Annotated in this window: 14 protein-coding genes and 1 rRNA gene; 10 read left to right on the forward strand and 5 right to left on the reverse strand. The window is 60.3% G+C overall.

Annotated elements, in window-relative coordinates; genetic code table 11:
* The first annotated feature begins 15 nt into the window (after positions 1–15).
* Both C1725_RS08970 and C1725_RS08975 read left to right on the forward strand, forming a co-directional pair.
* Entirely contained in the window at positions 16–729 is a 714-nt protein-coding gene (locus C1725_RS08970) for a pseudouridine synthase (RefSeq protein ID WP_102411284.1), read from the forward strand.
* Positions 730–750: 21 nt separating this feature from the next.
* A complete protein-coding gene (locus C1725_RS08975; protein ID WP_102411285.1) occupies positions 751–1368 on the forward strand; it encodes an NUDIX hydrolase N-terminal domain-containing protein in 618 nt (205 codons plus the stop codon).
* Positions 1369–1462: 94 nt separating this feature from the next.
* Here the strand turns inward: C1725_RS08975 and C1725_RS08980 are convergent, their stop codons facing one another.
* Both C1725_RS08980 and C1725_RS08985 read right to left on the reverse strand, forming a co-directional pair.
* Positions 1463–1906 carry a threonine/serine exporter family protein gene (locus tag C1725_RS08980; protein ID WP_102411286.1) on the reverse strand — a complete coding sequence of 148 codons (444 nt, stop codon included), beginning with the start codon at positions 1904–1906 and terminating at the stop codon, positions 1463–1465.
* A 2-nt stretch (positions 1907–1908) separates the two neighbouring features.
* Positions 1909–2661 (reverse strand): threonine/serine exporter family protein, encoded by a 753-nt coding sequence (locus C1725_RS08985; protein ID WP_102411287.1) that lies wholly within the window; start codon positions 2659–2661, stop codon positions 1909–1911.
* Positions 2662–2856: 195 nt separating this feature from the next.
* On the opposite strand from C1725_RS08985, the gene C1725_RS08990 reads away from it, so the two are divergent.
* The 7 genes from C1725_RS08990 (at position 2857) to C1725_RS09025 (ending at position 12648) form a co-directional block, all read left to right on the forward strand.
* The gene (locus C1725_RS08990) at positions 2857–5553 is read left to right on the forward strand and encodes a hypothetical protein (protein WP_102411288.1); all 2697 of its coding nucleotides are present in this window, start codon (positions 2857–2859) and stop codon (positions 5551–5553) included.
* 5 nt (positions 5554–5558) lie between these two features.
* On the forward strand, positions 5559–5963 hold the full coding sequence (locus tag C1725_RS08995) for a NusG domain II-containing protein (protein ID WP_346026506.1): 405 nt from the start codon (positions 5559–5561) through the stop codon (positions 5961–5963).
* Positions 5964–6003: 40 nt separating this feature from the next.
* Complete coding sequence (locus C1725_RS09000; RefSeq protein ID WP_102411290.1) at positions 6004–7254, forward strand: acyltransferase family protein; 1251 nt, start codon at positions 6004–6006, stop codon at positions 7252–7254.
* Between the two features lie 30 nt (positions 7255–7284).
* A complete protein-coding gene (locus tag C1725_RS09005) occupies positions 7285–8400 on the forward strand; it encodes an aminopeptidase (RefSeq protein WP_102411291.1) in 1116 nt (371 codons plus the stop codon).
* Positions 8401–8541: 141 nt separating this feature from the next.
* Positions 8542–9594 (forward strand): type I glyceraldehyde-3-phosphate dehydrogenase, encoded by a 1053-nt coding sequence (gap, locus tag C1725_RS09010; protein ID WP_102411292.1) that lies wholly within the window; start codon positions 8542–8544, stop codon positions 9592–9594.
* 746 nt (positions 9595–10340) lie between these two features.
* Positions 10341–11930: an FGGY-family carbohydrate kinase gene (locus tag C1725_RS09020; RefSeq protein ID WP_102411293.1), complete on the forward strand. Its 1590-nt coding sequence runs from the start codon at positions 10341–10343 to the stop codon at positions 11928–11930.
* 16 nt (positions 11931–11946) lie between these two features.
* Positions 11947–12648 carry an L-ribulose-5-phosphate 4-epimerase AraD gene (locus C1725_RS09025; protein WP_102413294.1) on the forward strand — a complete coding sequence of 234 codons (702 nt, stop codon included), beginning with the start codon at positions 11947–11949 and terminating at the stop codon, positions 12646–12648.
* A 95-nt stretch (positions 12649–12743) separates the two neighbouring features.
* Here the strand turns inward: C1725_RS09025 and C1725_RS09030 are convergent, their stop codons facing one another.
* From C1725_RS09030 to C1725_RS09040, 3 genes are all read right to left on the reverse strand, one after another.
* Positions 12744–13547 (reverse strand): TIM barrel protein, encoded by an 804-nt coding sequence (locus C1725_RS09030; RefSeq protein WP_102411294.1) that lies wholly within the window; start codon positions 13545–13547, stop codon positions 12744–12746.
* Between the two features lie 32 nt (positions 13548–13579).
* On the reverse strand, positions 13580–14245 hold the full coding sequence (gene deoC, locus C1725_RS09035; RefSeq protein WP_102411295.1) for a deoxyribose-phosphate aldolase: 666 nt from the start codon (positions 14243–14245) through the stop codon (positions 13580–13582).
* A gap of 115 nt (positions 14246–14360) precedes the next feature.
* On the reverse strand, positions 14361–15611 hold the full coding sequence (locus C1725_RS09040; protein WP_102411296.1) for a hypothetical protein: 1251 nt from the start codon (positions 15609–15611) through the stop codon (positions 14361–14363).
* Between the two features lie 336 nt (positions 15612–15947).
* On the opposite strand from C1725_RS09040, the gene C1725_RS09045 reads away from it, so the two are divergent.
* Positions 15948–17475 (forward strand): 16S ribosomal RNA (locus C1725_RS09045).
* Positions 17476–17583: the final 108 nt, after the last annotated feature.

Raw genomic sequence — 17583 nt, forward strand, 5'->3', positions numbered from 1 at the left:
CGGAAGGAAAGAAATATGCGTTTACAGAAATATCTGGCGCTTTGTGGCGTCGCCTCCCGCAGAAAATGCGAGGAAATCATCCTGGAAGGCCGCGTCTGCGTGGACGGGGTGAAGATCACCGAGCTGGGTACGCAGGTAGAGGAAGGGCAGCGCGTCACGGTGGACGGCGAAACCGTGCAGCCGGAGGCGAAGAAGCGCTACATTCTTTACCACAAGCCCGCGGGAGAGGTGACGACCGCGAGCGACGACAAGGGGCGCGAGACGGTGCTCGACCGCTTCAAGAGCGAGATCCCGGAGCGCATCTATCCCGTAGGGAGGCTGGATTACGACAGCGAAGGGCTGCTGCTGCTCACGAACGACGGCGAGCTGGCACAGCGGCTGTTGCATCCCAGCCGCGAGGTGGACAAGGTATATCTCGCGCGCGTGACGGGCGACCTGTCTCTTGAGAGCATCCGCCGCCTGCGCGCGGGCGTGCTACTGCCTGGTGAAAGCCGACGCACGTCGCCCGCGAAGGTGCGCGTCATCCGCCAGGAGGCGTTTGCGACGGTGGCGCTGGTGACGATTCACGAGGGACGCAACCGTCAGGTGCGCCGGATGTTTGAGGCGGTCGGCCACCGCGTGCTGATGCTCAGGCGCGTACAGTTCGGCCCGCTGCAGCTGGGCTCTTTGGAGCGCGGGCAGTGGCGTGAGCTGACGGAAGAAGAAGTGGCAAGGCTTTACGAGCTTTGACGTGGAAAAGGGGAATCATCCATGAACGAAAGATGGATCGATTGGGCCAAGGAACTGCAATTCATCGCGCAGGCGGGGCTGACGTATGGCAAGGATCCCTACGATCAGGAGCGCTACACGCGCATCCGGGACATCTCGGCGGAGATGATCGCCTATCAGGCGCAGATGCCGCTGGAAACGGTGAAGAAGCTGTTCTGCAATGAGACGGGATATCAGACGCCCAAGATTGATACGCGAGCGGCTGTCTTTCGAGAAGGGAAGATTCTGCTCGTTCACGAGCGGAACGGGGACTGGGCGCTGCCCGGGGGCTGGTGCGATGTGATGGAGTCCGTCCGCTCCAACGCGGAAAAAGAGGTGCTGGAGGAGGCGGGGCTGAGCGTGCACGCGGAGCGCATCATCGCCGTGCAGGATCGGAACCGTCATAACACGCCCGCCTACGCCTACGGCATCTGCAAAGTGTTCGTGCTGTGCAGCGCGCGCTTCGGCTGTTTCCGACAGAACGTCGAGACGGTGGAAAGCGGCTACTTCTCCTATGGCGACCTGCCGTGCCTTTCGGAGGACAAGTGCAATCGCGAACAGGTGAAGATGTGCTTCGACGCTTTCGCAGCCGGCGACCGTTGGGTCGTCCCATTCGATTGAAGCGAAAGGGAATTGCCGGAACGACGAATCGCTTAAAGACGTTTTTTGTCTGAATAAAAAATCCGGCGCGCCGGCCGGAAACAGCAGATCCATTTTATGAAGCCGCGGTTTTCCGCGGCTTTATCGCCCGAAAGACGACGGAGCAGACGGCGGTAGCCGCCGCGATGGCCATGACGCCCTGCAAAGCCGCGACGCCGTGCGCGGCGGCGAGCGAGCCGTCGTTCTGCACGAGGGAGAGCATGAGCTGGTACAGGTCGTATCCGGGCACGAGCGTTACCAGAGAACTGGAAAGAAACACGGTCGCGGGCATCTTGAGCCTGCGCGCGGCCATTTCGCAAAGGGCGCTCATGAGCAGCGCGCCGAAAAAATAGCAGGACACGGCGCCGGTGCCCGCCTCGGCCAGCACGACGTAAAGCAGGTAGCCCGCCATGCCGATCGCGCAGGATGGAAAAACCGTGCGCCGGGGCGCATGAAAGAGCAAAGCGAAGGCGCCCGCCGCAAAGAAGGCGCTGACCGCGGAAACGGCGAAGTACATCATGCTTACAGCCCCCCAAACAAAGCCCAGAATTTGAGCGCCACGAAGACCCCGCAGGCGACGGTCGCCGCGATGAGCAGCGCCTCCACCGCGCGGGATACGCCGGAGACGAGATCGCCGTACATGGTGTCGCGCATGGCATTGGTCATCAAAAGCCCCGAGAGCAGCGGCATGATGCCGCCCGCGATGGCGGCGTTCGGGGTATGATAGGGGAAATAAAAGTTGAGCCCGACGGCGATGAAGGCGGTCAGGAAGCCGCCGACGGCATTGGTGACGAGCTGCGACATCTCAAGCTTTGAAAAGCAGGGGGCCACCGCCTGCGAGAGCGCGCCGGTCAGGAGCGCGACGAGCGCGGCCGCGGGGCTGCCCCGAAACATCAGGGCGAACATCGCCGCGCACACGCCGGAGGCCGCGATGAGCAGCGGCTGAGCCGGGGCGGGGGAAGCGGCGAGCGCGAGCAGCGCGCGCTCGGCCTCCGCCGCGTCCATATGGCCGAGGGCCACATGGCGCGAAATGTCGTTGGCCGACGCGAGGCGGCTCAGATCCGTGCCGCGGCGCGCGACGCGCAGGGTAATGGTGCGCGTGCCGAGGGTGACGAACAGGCTGGTCGGAAACGCCACTACGCGCGCTTCCCTGAGCCCGAGTCCGCCCGCCATGCGCATGACGGTTTCCTCCACGCGGTACGTCTCGCCGCCGTTTTCCAATATGATGCGCGCCGCCAGACACAGCGCGCGCAGCGCAACCTTTTCGTCGCTCATATTTTCATCCTTCCGGCCGCGGAACCGCGGCCCGCATGCATTATAGCAACGCGGAGGGGCTGTGTCAATGTGCGCCCCATTCTTTGGGAAATGCTGTGCATTGATTGACAAAACGCCGTTTTGAACTTATCATTTCTACTGGGGTATTTTCGACAGACGCGTGCGCGGGAGCGCCGGGATCGGAGGCGACAAAGGATGAAAATTGACCTGACATGCCCGATAGAGCTGTTTGCATTCGAGCTGCCCACGCAGGAGCGGCCTGCGTGCAGCCTTACGTTTTTTAATTTGGAAAGAAAGCAGGTTTCCAGCGTGCAGGTAACGCTGACCTGCCTGGATCAGCAGGGGAACCTCAAGCAGCGTGTGGTGGAGCGCGTGATGGACCTGAAGGGCGCGGGACGCGAAAACTTCGTGGCCGACGTGCCGCTGGAGGACGACCCGGACATCGCCTCCATCGAGCTGGTCGTCGAAAAGGTCTGGTTTGACGATGCCTCGATCTGGCGGCGGGACAACGCCTCCACGCAGGAGTACATTCCCAACATCATCCCGGAGGGACGCCGGCGGGAAATGCTGCGCTTCGTCGCAGGCGAGGACGCGGTCGGCTACCCGGAGGAGCAGGGCCCCGTCTGGCTGTGCGTGTGCGGACGCGCAAACGCAGCCTCTGAAAAGGTGTGCCGCCGCTGCGAGCGCGTACGGGAAGAGGTGTTTGAAAAGTACAGCGAGGACGCCGTGGACGCGGTCATTCAAAAGCGCGAGGCAGAATTGGAAGAAATTGCTCAGCGCGCGCGTCAGGAGGCCTCTGAAAAGGAATTCGCGCGCCAGCAGGAGATGCAGCGCCGCCGCCGCCGCCGCCGTATCGTCACGGGCACGGTGGCCGCGGCGGTGATCGTCGCCGCGGGCGCTTACGCGACCATCACCTGGGGCGTCCCGGAATTTCACTATCAATATGGGCGATATCTGCTCAGAAGCGACCGGGCCGCGCAGGCGAAGGAGACGTTCCTGAACCTGGGCGACTATCGCGACGCGCCCGCACAGGCGGACGATGCGGAATATCAAATCGCCCTTTCGCTGCTTGACGCGGGGGACGAGTCTTCGCTGCTCGAAGCGCAGGAACGCCTGCTGGCGCTCTCCCTGCCGGAAGCGGCGGAGCAGGAGCGGGAAGCGCGCTATCGCCTGGCGCTCCTGTATCGGGAAGAGAAGCGGGAGGCAGAGGCGGAAACGCTGCTGCTTGGGCTTTCCGGGTACAAGGAAGCGGATGCGCAGGCGCAGGAGGTCAGTTATGCCCTCGCGCTTGCGGCGATGGAGTCGGGGGAGTACGGGGACGCCTTAAAGCGATTCCGCGCGCTCCCCGGTTACGAGGAAGCGGACGAAAAGGGCGAGGAGTGCACTTACGCGCTGGCGGGGCTGGAGATGGAAGCGGGCGCCTTCGCGCGTGCGGCGGAGCTCTTCGGTTCCATCCCCGATTACGAGGACGCGGCGGAGCGCGCCAGGGCGTGCGCGTATCAGGACGCGGCCGGGTCGCTGAAGGAAGGCGCGTATGAAGCGGCGATCGTTTCCTTTGAGGCGCTGGGTGCGTATCAGGACGCGCCCGAGCAGCTCGCTCGCGCGCGCTATGGCCACGGTGTCGAGCTCATGAACGGCGGCGATTACGAGGCGGCGAGCGATCTTTTCAAGGGCCTGGGCGATTACGAGGACGCGCAGATCCTCTGGCAGGAGGCGCTGTATCTACCGGGCATGGCTTCGCTGGGTGAGGGGGATTACGACAGGGCGATCGGCTACCTTACGCGCGTCTCCGGATACAAGGACGCGGACGCGCAGGTGCAGCGCGCGCGCTTTATGCGTGCGGAAAGCCTCGCAAACGAGGGACGGTACGACGAGGCGATCGAGCAGTACGAGGCGATGGGCGATTACGACGGCGCCGCGTCGCGCGCGCAGCAGACGCGGTACCTCGCCGCGCAGCATGCGCTGGAAGAGGGCAGGTACGACGAAGCGGCCAAACGCTTTGAAGCGCTGGGAAAATATTCGGATGCTTCCCGCAAGGTGCTGGAGGCAAACTACGGTGCAGCGGACAAGCTGTATTCCACCGGCGATTACGACGGCGCGCGCTTGCTCTTTGAGGCGCTGGGCAGCTACCGCGACGCCTACGACCGGGCGCTTTCCTGCCCATACGCGCAGGCGCAGGCACTCGCGGAGGCGGGCAGGCTGCAGGAAGCTTCTGCGAAGTACGAGGAAGCGGCGGGCTACCTGGACGCCGAAAAGCGCGCAAAGGACAGCCTGTACCGATATGCCGAGGAACAGGAAAAGGCGGGAAATCCGGAAGCGGCGGGCGCTGCGTTTCTCTCGCTTGGCGAATACGAGGATGCCGCCAAGCGCGCACAGAAGGTATACGACGACTGGCTGCTGGCGACGTGGACCGACCTCAACCTGGAGATGGACGTGGGTAACTATGCGCCCGTCGTGGAGGGCTGCAAGCCCTACATTGGGAAGAGCCTGCCCGCGCCTTACGATGGATTTGACGCGCTGTTCGAGGCGGCGAACTACCAGTATGCAAAAAACCTGATCGAGGCGGGCAGCCGTCTGGAGGCCATGCCGTACCTTGAAGCGGCCAACGGATATAAGGACAGCGCAAAGCTCCTGGACGGGTTTGTATATTTGATCGTAGGCTCATGGACGCGGGAAGGAACGGAGGACATGGTGGAATTTCGCGCGGATGGGACTTGCACCTTCGACGGCGGGGAATACTACTTCGACGTGAACGGCTACGCGCTGATGATCGGCACCGCCCCGCACCCGACGGGGAAAACCTACGCCATCGTCTCCATGGATGCCGGACGGATGACCCTGAAACGCGAAGAGGGCGGGGAGACCGTGCGCTACACCCGCGCACAGGAATGAGCATGATGAAGCGAAAAGATCTGATTCTGATTTTAGTGATCGCGGCGGTAGCACTTTTGGGCATGGGTGCTGCGCGTCTGCTGGAGCCCAGGGACGTATCGCAGGTGCAGGTGACGGTGGACGGCGCCGTCGTGCTGAACGCGCCGCTTTCCAGGGACGCCACCTATGAAATCCCGCAGGCCGACGGCAGCCTCAACGTCATCGAGGTGAAGGACGGCGGCGTGCGCATGGTAGAGGCCAACTGCCGCGACGGCGTATGCATTTCGCAGGGCGAGACGCGCCGCGCCGCCCGTACGATCGTCTGCCTGCCGCACAAGCTGGTCGTGCAGCTCGTGCCCGCCGGCGAGGGCGAGAACGCGGAAAAGGCGCAGGGTGCGCCGTCCGACGACCTGGACGTCGTCGTATACTGAGAAAAGGCGGCTTTGAACGCGGCTATACAGGAGGGAACCGATGCATCCGATCAAACGGTGGCGGGAAGACGCCGGGGCCCCCGTCGATACGCGCCACGTGGGCGTGCTCGACGGCATCCGGGCGCTGTGCATCTTCATCGTCGCATGGTATCATATCTGGCAGCAGTCGTGGCTTTGGCCGGTGCTGACCATGGGGGGCGCGACGCTGAATCTGGATCCGCTCGTGCGCTCAGGTTATATCTGGGTGGACGCGATGCTGCTCATCAGCGGCTTTTTGCTCTACCTGCCTTATGCGAGGGAGATGGACAGCCCCCTGCCCAGCCTGCCGGAGACGAAGGGCTTTTTCGTTCGCCGTGCGCTGCGCATCCTGCCCTCGTACTGGCTCTCTGTCTTTTCGATCTTTTTCTTCGTGGCGCTGCCCCAGGGCGCGTATACCTCCGGCGCTTACATGGCGCGCGACCTCGTCAGCCACCTGACATTTACGCACGTGTTTGCGTTCGACACCTACGTAGCTACGCAGCTCAACGTCGTGCTGTGGACGCTCGCCGTCGAGGTGCAGTTCTATCTGCTCTTTCCGCTCCTGGCCCGGGCATTTTTGAAGCGTCCCGCCGCCATGTACGCGGCGATGGTGGGCGCATCCTTCCTATACAGGGGGCTCGTGTCCGTCTTTTGCGCGGATACGACATTGCTGGTCAACCAACTGCCCGCGTTCTTTGACGTGTACGCGAACGGCTTTCTCGCGGCGTCGATTTTCGTGAAGCTGTCCAAGGACTTTCGCCATTCAGCCTACAGCCGCATGCTCTTCTCGGCGCTGTCGGTCATGCTGCTTTGCGCGCTGTGGCGCATCGTGGTGCGTCAGGCCGGTGCGGGCTCGCACGAGGTCATCCGGCTCTTGCAGATGCGCAACCGCTTTTCTCTGAGCGCGGTGCTTTCCGCGTTCATTATCTGCAGCGCGAACGCCGGTCTGCTGTGGCGCAGCCTGTTTTCAAACCGTTTGATGCGATATTTTTCGGCAGTTTCGTTTAACTTTTACATCTGGCACCAATACCTTGCGGTCAAGCTGCGCGAGTGGGGTATTCCGCACTCCGCTTCGCTGGAACCGAACGTGGATGGGGAGATGCCCTGGCAGTGGCAGTACACGCTGCTTTGCTTCTTCCTGGCGCTTGCCGTCTCCACGGTCATCACCTACGCATTTGAGCGCCCCATCGCGCGCCGCGGCGCGCGCATGTACGAAGCCCACAGGACGCAAAAGAAGCAGGGCAGGATAGACAGGACGAGCGTCGGCGCATAAGCCGTCCGACGCGAAGAGGAGGAAATGAAAATGCAGGACCCGAGAATTGAAAAGCTGGCGAAGAACATCGTGCGCTACGCGTGCGACGTGCAGCCGGGGGAGAACGTGCTCATCGAGAACACGGGCTTTGAACGCGATTTCGTGACCGCGCTGGTGCGCGAAATCTACGCGGCGGGCGGCAATCCCTTTGTGGACATCAAGGACCCCGCGGTCAACCGCGCGCTGATGATGAACTGCAGCGAGCCGCAGCTCGAGCTTATGGCGAAGGTGGAAAGCCTGCGCATGGAGAACATGCAGGCCTATATCGGCATCCGCGCGGGCGACAACATGATGGAAACCGGCGACGTGCCCGGGGACAAGCAGCAGCTCAGCGCGCGGCTTTACAGTCATCCGGTGCACAGCCTGATTCGTGTGCCGCACACCAAGTGGGTGGTGCTGCGCTACCCGACGCCTTCCATGGCGCAGTCCGCCGGTATGTCTACCGAGGCGTTCGAGGACCACTACTTCAACGTCTGCAACCTCGATTACGCGAAGATGAGCCGCGCGATGGACGCGCTGGTCGCGCGCATGGAGCGGGCGGAAACGGTGCACATCGTTGGCAAGGGAACGGATCTCACGTTCTCCATCAAGGGCATGCCCGCAATCAAGTGCGACGGCAAGCTGAACATCCCGGACGGTGAGGTGTTCACCGCTCCGGTGAAGGACAGCGTGAACGGCACCCTCACCTACAATACGGCGAGTCTGTACCAGGGGACGACGTTTGAAAACGTCTGCCTGACCTTTGAGGGCGGCAAGATCGTCAAGGCGACGGCGAACGACACGGAAAAGGTCAACAGGGTGTTCGATACGGACGAAGGCGCGCGCTACGTGGGCGAATTCGCCATCGGCGTCAACCCTTACATCACCAGCGCTATCAAGGATACGCTCTTCGACGAAAAGATTGCGGGCTCCTTCCACTTTACCCCCGGCAACTGCTACGACGAGTGCCCCAACGGCAACAAAAGCGCCATCCACTGGGATCTCGTGTGCATCCAGACCCCGGAGTACGGCGGGGGAGAAATGTACTTCGACGGCGAGCTGATCCGCAGGGACGGCCTGTTCGTGCCGCAGGATCTGCAGTGCCTCAACCCGGACGCGCTCAAGTGAGCGCAATCGGACTGACCTGATTGAGAAAGATTTCACAAAGGCTTTGAAAATTCAGCAGAGCCCTTGCAAATTTCCGTATTATTGTTTACAATATGGATGGTATCAAATGACCTTGAATCCATTATTCAGGAGGAGATTCCAATGGTTAGAGTAGCTATCAATGGTTTCGGCCGCATCGGCCGTCTGGCGTTCCGTCAGATGTTTGACGCCGAGGGCTATGAAGTTGTCGCCATCAATGACCTGACCAGCCCCAAGATGCTGGCTCATTTGCTCAAGTATGACACCGCGCAGGGCAGCTACAAGCTCAAGGACACCGTGTCTTCCAAGGAGCCCGTCTTTGAAGAGGACGGCAAGACCGTGAAGGTTCCGGGTTCGATCACCGTCAACGGCAAGGAGATTACCATCTACGCCAAGCCCAAGGCGAACGAACTGCCCTGGGGTGAGCTGGACGTGGACGTCGTGCTGGAGTGCACGGGCTTCTACACCAGCAAGGCGAAGGCCATGGCGCATGTCGAAGCCGGCGCCAAGAAGGTCGTCATTTCCGCGCCCGCGGGCAACGATCTGCCCACCGTCGTCTTCTCCGTCAACGAGAACATCCTGACCAAGGAAGACAAGGTCATCTCTGCGGCGTCCTGCACCACCAACTGCCTCGCGCCCATGGCCAAGGCTCTGAACGACAAGTATCCGATCGTCTCGGGCATCATGACCACAGTGCATGCGTACACCGGCGATCAGATGATTCTGGACGGCCCGCAGCGCAAGGGTGATCTTCGCCGTGCTCGTGCCGGCGCGCAGAACATCGTGCCCAACAGCACCGGCGCCGCCAAGGCGATCGGCCTGGTCATCCCGGAACTCAACGGCAAGCTGATCGGCTCCGCGCAGCGCGTTCCGGTTCCCACGGGCTCGACCACCATTCTGGTCGCGGTCGTCAAGGGCAAGGACGTCAGCAAGGATTCCATCAACGCCGCGATGAAGGCGCAGGCTTCTGCGTCCTTCGGCTACAACACGGACGAGATCGTCTCTTCCGACGTGATCGGTTCGACCTATGGCTCGCTGTTTGATTCCACCCAGACCATGGTCACCAAGATCGACGACGACACCTATCAGGTGCAGGTCGTGTCCTGGTATGACAACGAGAACAGCTACACCAGCCAGATGGTTCGCACCATCAAGTACTTCGCAGAGCTGGGCTGATCCCCACGCTTCGCGCGGTATCCTACAGACGGAAAAGGGCATCCCTACTCGGGGTGCCCTTTATTTGTATGGGTAAATCGGGTAATGATAAATGCGTTCAATTCCGACTTGGCCTGCGGCAGGAAGTGCGGTGGAAGGCGAAAAGCGTGATTTGGGGCGCTGTGCGTGCAGGGATCGTCCGTCAGGCCGACGAGATAATCCGCTGAGACGTGAAAATACTCTGAGATCGCGATTTTGATCGCGTCAGGCGGTTTGCTTTTGAGATACGCTCTGTATAAGAGGAAGGAATGACTTCGGTCCATGGCAGAGCTGATGCGTCCGTGGCATTATGGAAAATTCAAAGGGGCTGGGCGCAGACCGCCCGACCGTCTGCATCTTAGCCGCAATGAAGGTGGAGTGTTTCCTTGCACACCGGCGTTGCGAACATAAATTTTGCACCCATACGCACATTTCGGGCTTGTGTTTTGCTTCTAAAACCGTTACTATGAAACCATACAAAAAAGAGGATGATGGAAAGCAGAGCCACTGTGTCCTGCAGAGCCGAAGCGCGTCGGAGGAACGCGTAGTACCGTCGCTGGTTTACCATGCGGGGCGTCCGAAGAATCGGAACCGCACGATACGCCTGACGCCTGCTGCGCGTCTGGCTTCGGGGAAGCAGAGGGCAGGAAGCGGCGGGGGAAATGGCGAATAGAAACAATAACGTTGGGCAAGAGCTTTGAAAGCGACGAAAGATGGGGGAGTAAGCAATGGACAGGCAACGTGCGATAGAAAACGGCGAAACGGTTCTGGGCATTGAACTCGGATCGACTAGAATCAAGGCGGTGCTGATCGGGCACGATCACGAACCGATCGCCTCGGGCAGCCATGCGTGGGAAAACAAGCTGGAAAACGGCATCTGGACGTACAGTCTGGAAGACGTGTGGAGCGGACTTCAGGATTGCTACCGCGATTTGAAGGATGACGTGCAGAAAAAGTACGGCGCAAGGCTCCGGCGTGTCGGAGCCATCGGCATCAGCGCTATGATGCACGGATATCTGGCCTTTGACGCGCAGGGAGAGTTGCTGACGCCCTTTCGTACTTGGCGCAACACCACCACCGCGCAGGCGGCGGCCGAGCTGACGGAGCTGTTTAGCTTTAACGTTCCCCAGCGCTGGAGCGTGGCGCATTTGTATCAGGCGATTCTCAATGACGAGGCGCACGTGGGCAAGATCGCTTTCATCACCACGCTCTCAGGCTATGTGCACTGGAAGCTCACCGGCAGGCGCGTACTGGGCATCGGCGATGCCTCTGGAATGTTTCCGATTGACAGCGATGCGCTCGATTTCGACGCACGCATGGTGGAGCTGCTGGACGAAAGGTTGATCCCGCGCGGCTTTACCTGGAAGCTTGGGGACATTCTGCCCCAAGTGCTCTGCGCGGGAGACGAGGCGGGCGTCCTCACGGAGGCGGGCGCGCGCCTGCTGGACGTCTCGGGAGAGCTTGAGGCGGGCATCCCGCTTTGTCCACCGGAAGGGGATGCGGGAACGGGCATGGCGGCGACCAACAGCGTAGGCGTGCGCACGGGCAACGTTTCTGCGGGCACCTCGATCTTTGCGATGATCGTGCTGGAGCGCGCGCTTTCGCGGGTGCATACGGAGATCGACATGGTGACGACCCCATCTGGCGCGCCGGTTGCCATGGCGCACTGCAACAACTGCACGTCGGACCTGAACGCATGGGTCAATCTGTTCGGGGAGTTTGCGCAGGAGATGGGGCTGGAGGCCGACGCGGGCGCGCTCTTCGGCACGCTTTACCGCAAGGCGCTGGAGGCGGATGCCGACTGCGGCGGGCTTGTCGCCTACAACTACGTATCGGGCGAGCCGATTACCGAGCTGGAGGAGGGGCGGCCGCTCTTCCTGCGCACGCCGGACAGCCGTTTCACGCTCGCAAACTTCATGCGTGCGCACCTATACGCGGCGCTGGCAACGCTGAAGATCGGCATGGACATCTTGGCGGAGGAAGAAGTAAAGATCGATCAGATCTTTGGACACGGCGGCCTGTTCAAGACGAAGGGCGTCGGCCAGCAAATGATGGCGGCTGCGCTGAACGCGCCGGTTTCCGTGATGGAGACGGCGGGCGAGGGCGGCGCGTGGGGCATCGCTCTGCTAGCAGCCTATCGAATGCATCGAGAGCCGGGGGAGAAGCTGGAGGATTACCTCGACCGACGGGTGTTCGCGGGCAAGGCGTGCGAGACGCTCGCGCCCTTGGCGGAAGACGTATCGGGCTTTGTACGGTATATGCGCCGGTACGAGGCCTGTATCCCGGTCGAAAAGGCCGCGACCGATTGCCTGCGCTGAGGAGGGGAAACGCATGATGCTCAAGACGCTCAGAGAGCAGGTGTACGAGGCGAACATGTTGCTGCCTAGGCACGGCCTCGTGACCTTTACGTGGGGCAACGTGTCCGGCATCGACCGACAGCAGGGGCTTTTTGTCATCAAGCCCTCCGGCGTGCCGTACGAAGAGCTGACGCCGGAAAAACTGGTGGTCGTGGATCTGGATGGGCGGAAGGCGGAAGGAGAACTGAACCCCTCTTCCGATACGCCGACGCACGTGGAAATCTACCGGGGCTTTGCGCAGGCGGGTGGCGTGGTTCACACGCATTCGCGCTGGGCGACGATCTGGGCGCAGGCGGGACGGGATATTCCGGCCTATGGGACGACGCACGCGGATACGTTCTACGGCAGCATTCCTTGTGTCCCCGCGCTCTCACGTGCGCAGGTGGAGCGGGCATACGAGCGCGAAACAGGCTTGGCCATCGTCTCATATTTCGAGGAAAAAGGGTTGAATCCCCAGTTTGTGCCCGGCGCGCTGCTCTATACCCACGGTCCCTTTGCCTGGGGAGCGGACGCGCTGGAGGCGCTGCACAACGCGGTGGTGCTCGAAGAGGTCGCGATGATGGCATGGCATACCGAGGCGCTGCCCTGTGCGTCGCCGCGCCCGGATATGCCGGACTACATCAAGGACAAGCACTTCCTTCGCAAGCACGGCCCGAACGCCTATTATGGGCAGCGATGAGGACTTATCAGGCATAAAAAAGAAATCCATAAACGGCGCCGTCATGCGGACAGACCGTTTATGGATTTTTTGGCACAAGCCCTCATGCGGAACAATCAGAGCAGCGCGCGCACGAACGCGGCGGAGCGCCCGATATCTCCAAGCTGGTCGGGCGAGCCGAAGTGCTCGATGGCGAGCGTGCCGTCGTAGCCGATCGCAAAAAGCTGCCGCAGGCATTCGGCTATCGGGATGACGCCCATGCCCACGCTGGCGCTGTAGAGCATGCAGCCTTTGGCGTCAGGTACGCCCTTTTCGCCCGGACGCGGACTGCGCGCGCGGTCCTTCAAGTGCACGTAGCGAATACGGTTAGCCAAGAGGGGGAAGGCGTTCAGCACGTCCTCGCCAGAATAGAGAAAATTGCCCGTATCCAGCGCGCAGCGGAGATCGGGTACGGCGTCGAGAAATCGGCGGAGCTGGCGAGCGGTGGCGTAGGGCGCGGAGATGCTGTCGAAGTCCTCCATCAATACGGTGATGCCGCGCGCGGACGCCTCGGCGCAAAGGCTGTGCAGCGATTCGTCCATGCGGGCCATGCACGCCACTTCATCGTCGACTGGTTCCAGAAATCCAGGGACGGCGAGCACATATCGCGCGCCCATGTCGTCGGCGCAATCGAGTAGCGCGCGGGCACGGGCTGATTGATTTTGATGGCCGAAATCGAAGAAGCCGTAGAGACTGCCCGCCTGCAAATTCGCGCTTTGAAGCGTCGCACGCAGTCCCTTCGGGTCGGCGGACACGGCGTCAAAGTCGAGCTCTACGCATTCGATGCCGGCAGCGCGTACCTCGCATAGCGCCTGCGAAAGCGAAATGCTGCGCTGGGCTGCGCCCTCGAGGAGGTGATCGTAAAAGACGGATAGCTTCATCGTCGATGCCTCCTTCTTGCCCTACCGCCGCGTCAATAGGCGCCAAGCTGTTCGTTTTTGATGAGCTTTACGACCGAACTGGTGCCAAGACGCGTCGCGCCTAAATTTAGGAAATCCTCCGCGTCTTGAAGCGAACGGATGCCGCCTGCCGCCTTGATGCCCTTGCCGCGCTTCATGTGCGCCTTAAAGAGCGCGATGTCCTCGCGCGTCGCGCCGCCCTTGCTGAAGCCCGTGGAGGTCTTGATGAAATCGGCGTCCGATTCGTTTACGATTTCGCACATCTTGACCTTTTCCGCCTCGGTGAGCAGGCAGGTCTCGATGATGACCTTGAGCAGGCGCCCTTCGCAGGAGCGCTTGACCTCGTTGATCTCCTCGAGCAAGGCGTCATAGCGGCCTTCCTTGAGCATGCCGATGTTGATGACCATGTCGATTTCGCTTGCGCCGTTGTATACGGCGTCGGACGTCTCATAGCACTTGGCCGCCGTCGTGCTGTAACCGTTGGGGAAGCCGATGACCGTGCAAATGGGCAGGCTGCCTTGTACGTAATCCGCCGCCTGCTTAACGTAGCACGCGGGGATGCACACGGAGGCGGTATGATACGCGAGACCGTCGTCGCAGATCGCTTGAATTTCCGGCCATGTAGCGGTTTGCGTCAGCAGCGTATGATCCACCGTGCGCAGAATGCGATTCATATCCATAGGATGACCCTCCTTTTCCCCGGTGAAGCGACAGAAGCTCGCATACGCGGGCCGACGCAATCCGTGGGGAAGATGTTGCTCCTATTATATCACACCCGCGCGTGCCTGTCATCCGTCAGCGAAGCTGTGAGGGGCGGCCGACGGAGGTGTTGTCCTGCGTGCGGTCGCGAAGGGCGGGGATGGGGTTGGGGGAATCCTCGCAGCGGTAGTCCTGAGCGTTTTGCTGAATGTCCGCCTGTATGACGAGATGCCCCGGCTCGACCTCGGGCGTCGGGTTGACCTTGAGCTGATATTGCGAAAAGCGCGAATCGGCGGGCAGGTTCTGCACGGGCAGATACTGTTCGCAATACGCGGTGTTTTCCACCGTGTTCTGAAGCACCTGGCGGACGTAATCCTTGTTGCCTTTGAAAGCGAGCAGCAGGGGAAATTCTCCGTTCGGGATGACCTGCTGCCAGTCTTTGCCTTCGTACTGCTGCAAAAGCTGCGCGGCCTGATGCAGGTGCGCGACCTCCATTTCATAGAAGTAGTCCCACAGCGGCTTGACGGTTGGGTCGCATTCGTCCTGGCTGCAGGAGTAGTACAGGTAACACTCGGTGTATTCGTGCAGCAGCAGGTTTTCCAGCCACGTGCGGTTTGGATCCAACAGGCTGCCGTAGTGCGTCACGTGCTGCTCTTCGACCTGGGCGATTTCCTGATAGAGGTTGCGGCCCAGGTCGGAAGTGTAGAAGCAGGCGTTGTTCATGTAGTAGTTCATCGTCTGCTGCTCGGCAGCGGTGATGATGGATACGTCCAGTTTGGTGAGCGGGTGGGCCTGCATAAAGTTCGTGAAGCGGCGCACGGAGTCAAAGGGATGGCGGTGGTGCGCGATGGTGGGGCGTCCGGGCATGATCTCGGTATAGCCGCCGACGTACAATTCGGCCTTGCCGCTGCCCTCCAGATCCATCAGGTCGGCGTAGCGGTAGAGGTGGTCGAAGTCTTCAAGTAGCGCAAAGTCCAGCGCCGCCTTTACGTAGGGGTCCGGTTCGCGCTGGGCGAGAATGGCAGTGAGTTCCACGGCGAGCTGCTCGTATCCGATGGTGTGTTCAAGCACGTTCTCGTCGATCGGCTTGAGGCAGGAGATCGTCTTTTGCTGCTGCTGTTCCTGGCGGCGCGTCTCGGCGAGCGCACGGCGCAGGTCGTTGCTGGGGCAGTTGCGCTGGAACTGATGGGAAAAGAACGTCGCCTCAAATTCCGTTCCGTTCATGAGGATGACGCGAAGACGCGTAAAGGGGTTGATATCCATCTTGGCATAGCTCTTTGGATAGAGCTCCTGCCAATTCCGGGTGAATTCATCGATGGGGCGGGGTGTCTGCGTAAATGGATTCATGATGGGCCTCCTTGCTGTTGATGTTTAAAAGCATCCATAGTTTGTGACGCGGGGCGGGCGCGCATACGCGCGAAGGACGATCCGACAAAAGAATCGAAAAAACGACAAAAAACCTCAAAAAAGGGGTTGACAAATCCAAATGTTCTTGGTATACTAATCAAGCTGTCAGCGAGCGAGTGAAAAACTTCTCGCAAGCTGCACAGAAACGATCCTTGAAAACGATACAGAATAGAGAAAAGAAACGCAAACGCAAGGAAAAGACAGTTAATTCTGAGAAGAGTTTTGAATCTTGTGTGAGCCGGTGCAAACCGGAACACCAAGAGGAGATAAAGGATTGAACATAAGAGTTTGATCCTGGCTCAGGACGAACGCTGGCGGCGTGCCTAACACATGCAAGTCGAGCGGGGATCAAGGAAGAGCTTGCTCGGAAATGATTCTAGCGGCGGACGGGTGAGTAACGCGTGAGCAACCTGCCTTTCACAGGGGGATAACGCATCGAAAGATGCGCTAATACCGCATGAGACCACAGTGCCACATGGCATAGGGGTCAAAGGAGCAATCCGGTGAGAGATGGGCTCGCGTCTGATTAGCTAGTTGGTGAGGTAACGGCCCACCAAGGCGACGATCAGTAGCCGACCTGAGAGGGTGATCGGCCACATTGGAACTGAGAGACGGTCCAAACTCCTACGGGAGGCAGCAGTGGGGAATATTGGGCAATGGGGGAAACCCTGACCCAGCAACGCCGCGTGAGGGAAGAAGGCTTTCGGGTCGTAAACCTTTGTCCTATGGGACGAAAAGAATGACGGTACCATAGGAGGAAGCCCCGGCTAACTACGTGCCAGCAGCCGCGGTAATACGTAGGGGGCGAGCGTTGTCCGGAATGATTGGGCGTAAAGGGCGCGTAGGCGGCCTGGTAAGTCTGAAGTGAAAGTCCCGCTTTCAAGGTGGGAATTGCTTTGGATAATGCTGGGCTTGTGAGCAGGAGAGGAAAGCGGAATTCCCGGTGTAGCGGTGAAATGCGTAGAGATCGGGAGGAACACCAGTGGCGAAGGCGGCTTTCTGGACTGTAACTGACGCTGAGGCGCGAAAGCGTGGGGAGCAAACAGGATTAGATACCCTGGTAGTCCACGCTGTAAACGATGAATGCTAGGTGTAGGAGGTATCGACCCCTTCTGTGCCGGAGTAAACACAATAAGCATTCCGCCTGGGGAGTACGGCCGCAAGGTTGAAACTCAAAGGAATTGACGGGGGCCCGCACAAGCAGCGGAGCATGTGGTTTAATTCGAAGCAACGCGAAGAACCTTACCAGGTCTTGACATCCAGGTAAAGCCGTAGAGATACGGTGTGAGCTTGCTCAATCTGAGACAGGTGGTGCATGGTTGTCGTCAGCTCGTGTCGTGAGATGTTGGGTTAAGTCCCGCAACGAGCGCAACCCTTGTTTCCAGTTACTAACGCGTAGAGGCGAGGACTCTGGAGAGACCGCCGGGGACAACTCGGAGGAAGGTGGGGACGACGTCAAATCATCATGCCCCTTATGACCTGGGCTACACACGTGCTACAATGGCCACTACAAAGAGGAGCGAAATCGTAAGGTAGAGCGAATCTCATAAAAGTGGTCCCAGTTCAGATTGTGGGCTGCAACCCGCCCACATGAAGTCGGAGTTGCTAGTAATCGCGGATCAGCATGCCGCGGTGAATACGTTCCCGGGCCTTGTACACACCGCCCGTCACACCATGGGAGTTGGGAGCACCCGAAGCGGGTGAGATAACCGAAAGGGGTCAGCCTTCGAAGGTGAGACCAATGACTGGGGTGAAGTCGTAACAAGGTAGCCGTATCGGAAGGTGCGGCTGGATCACCTCCTTTCTAGGGAGAAAGCGAAGATGGAAACATCCGAGCTCATCTTTAGGTCGAAGAAGCACAGGAGACTGTGTGGAAGAAGAAAACAGTGTAAAGCACTGAAGACGCGAGAGC

The organism is Beduinella massiliensis, from assembly GCF_900199405.1.
Taxonomy (GTDB): Bacteria; Bacillota; Clostridia; order Christensenellales; family Aristaeellaceae; genus Beduinella; species Beduinella massiliensis.

Coding starts and splice junctions, on each gene's coding strand:
- C1725_RS09030 (WP_102411294.1), bottom strand. CDS start 13,547: ATGAAGCTATCCGTCTTTTACGATCACCTCCTCGAGGGCGCAGCCCAG.
- C1725_RS09040 (WP_102411296.1), bottom strand. CDS start 15,611: ATGAATCCATTTACGCAGACACCCCGCCCCATCGATGAATTCACCCGG.
- C1725_RS09000 (WP_102411290.1), top strand. CDS start 6,004: ATGCATCCGATCAAACGGTGGCGGGAAGACGCCGGGGCCCCCGTCGAT.
- deoC (WP_102411295.1), bottom strand. CDS start 14,245: ATGGATATGAATCGCATTCTGCGCACGGTGGATCATACGCTGCTGACG.
- C1725_RS08990 (WP_102411288.1), top strand. CDS start 2,857: ATGAAAATTGACCTGACATGCCCGATAGAGCTGTTTGCATTCGAGCTG.
- C1725_RS09005 (WP_102411291.1), top strand. CDS start 7,285: ATGCAGGACCCGAGAATTGAAAAGCTGGCGAAGAACATCGTGCGCTAC.
- C1725_RS08970 (WP_102411284.1), top strand. CDS start 16: ATGCGTTTACAGAAATATCTGGCGCTTTGTGGCGTCGCCTCCCGCAGA.
- C1725_RS08985 (WP_102411287.1), bottom strand. CDS start 2,661: ATGAGCGACGAAAAGGTTGCGCTGCGCGCGCTGTGTCTGGCGGCGCGC.
- C1725_RS09020 (WP_102411293.1), top strand. CDS start 10,341: ATGGACAGGCAACGTGCGATAGAAAACGGCGAAACGGTTCTGGGCATT.
- C1725_RS08995 (WP_346026506.1), top strand. CDS start 5,559: ATGAAGCGAAAAGATCTGATTCTGATTTTAGTGATCGCGGCGGTAGCA.
- gap (WP_102411292.1), top strand. CDS start 8,542: ATGGTTAGAGTAGCTATCAATGGTTTCGGCCGCATCGGCCGTCTGGCG.
- C1725_RS08980 (WP_102411286.1), bottom strand. CDS start 1,906: ATGATGTACTTCGCCGTTTCCGCGGTCAGCGCCTTCTTTGCGGCGGGC.
- C1725_RS08975 (WP_102411285.1), top strand. CDS start 751: ATGAACGAAAGATGGATCGATTGGGCCAAGGAACTGCAATTCATCGCG.
- C1725_RS09025 (WP_102413294.1), top strand. CDS start 11,947: ATGCTCAAGACGCTCAGAGAGCAGGTGTACGAGGCGAACATGTTGCTG.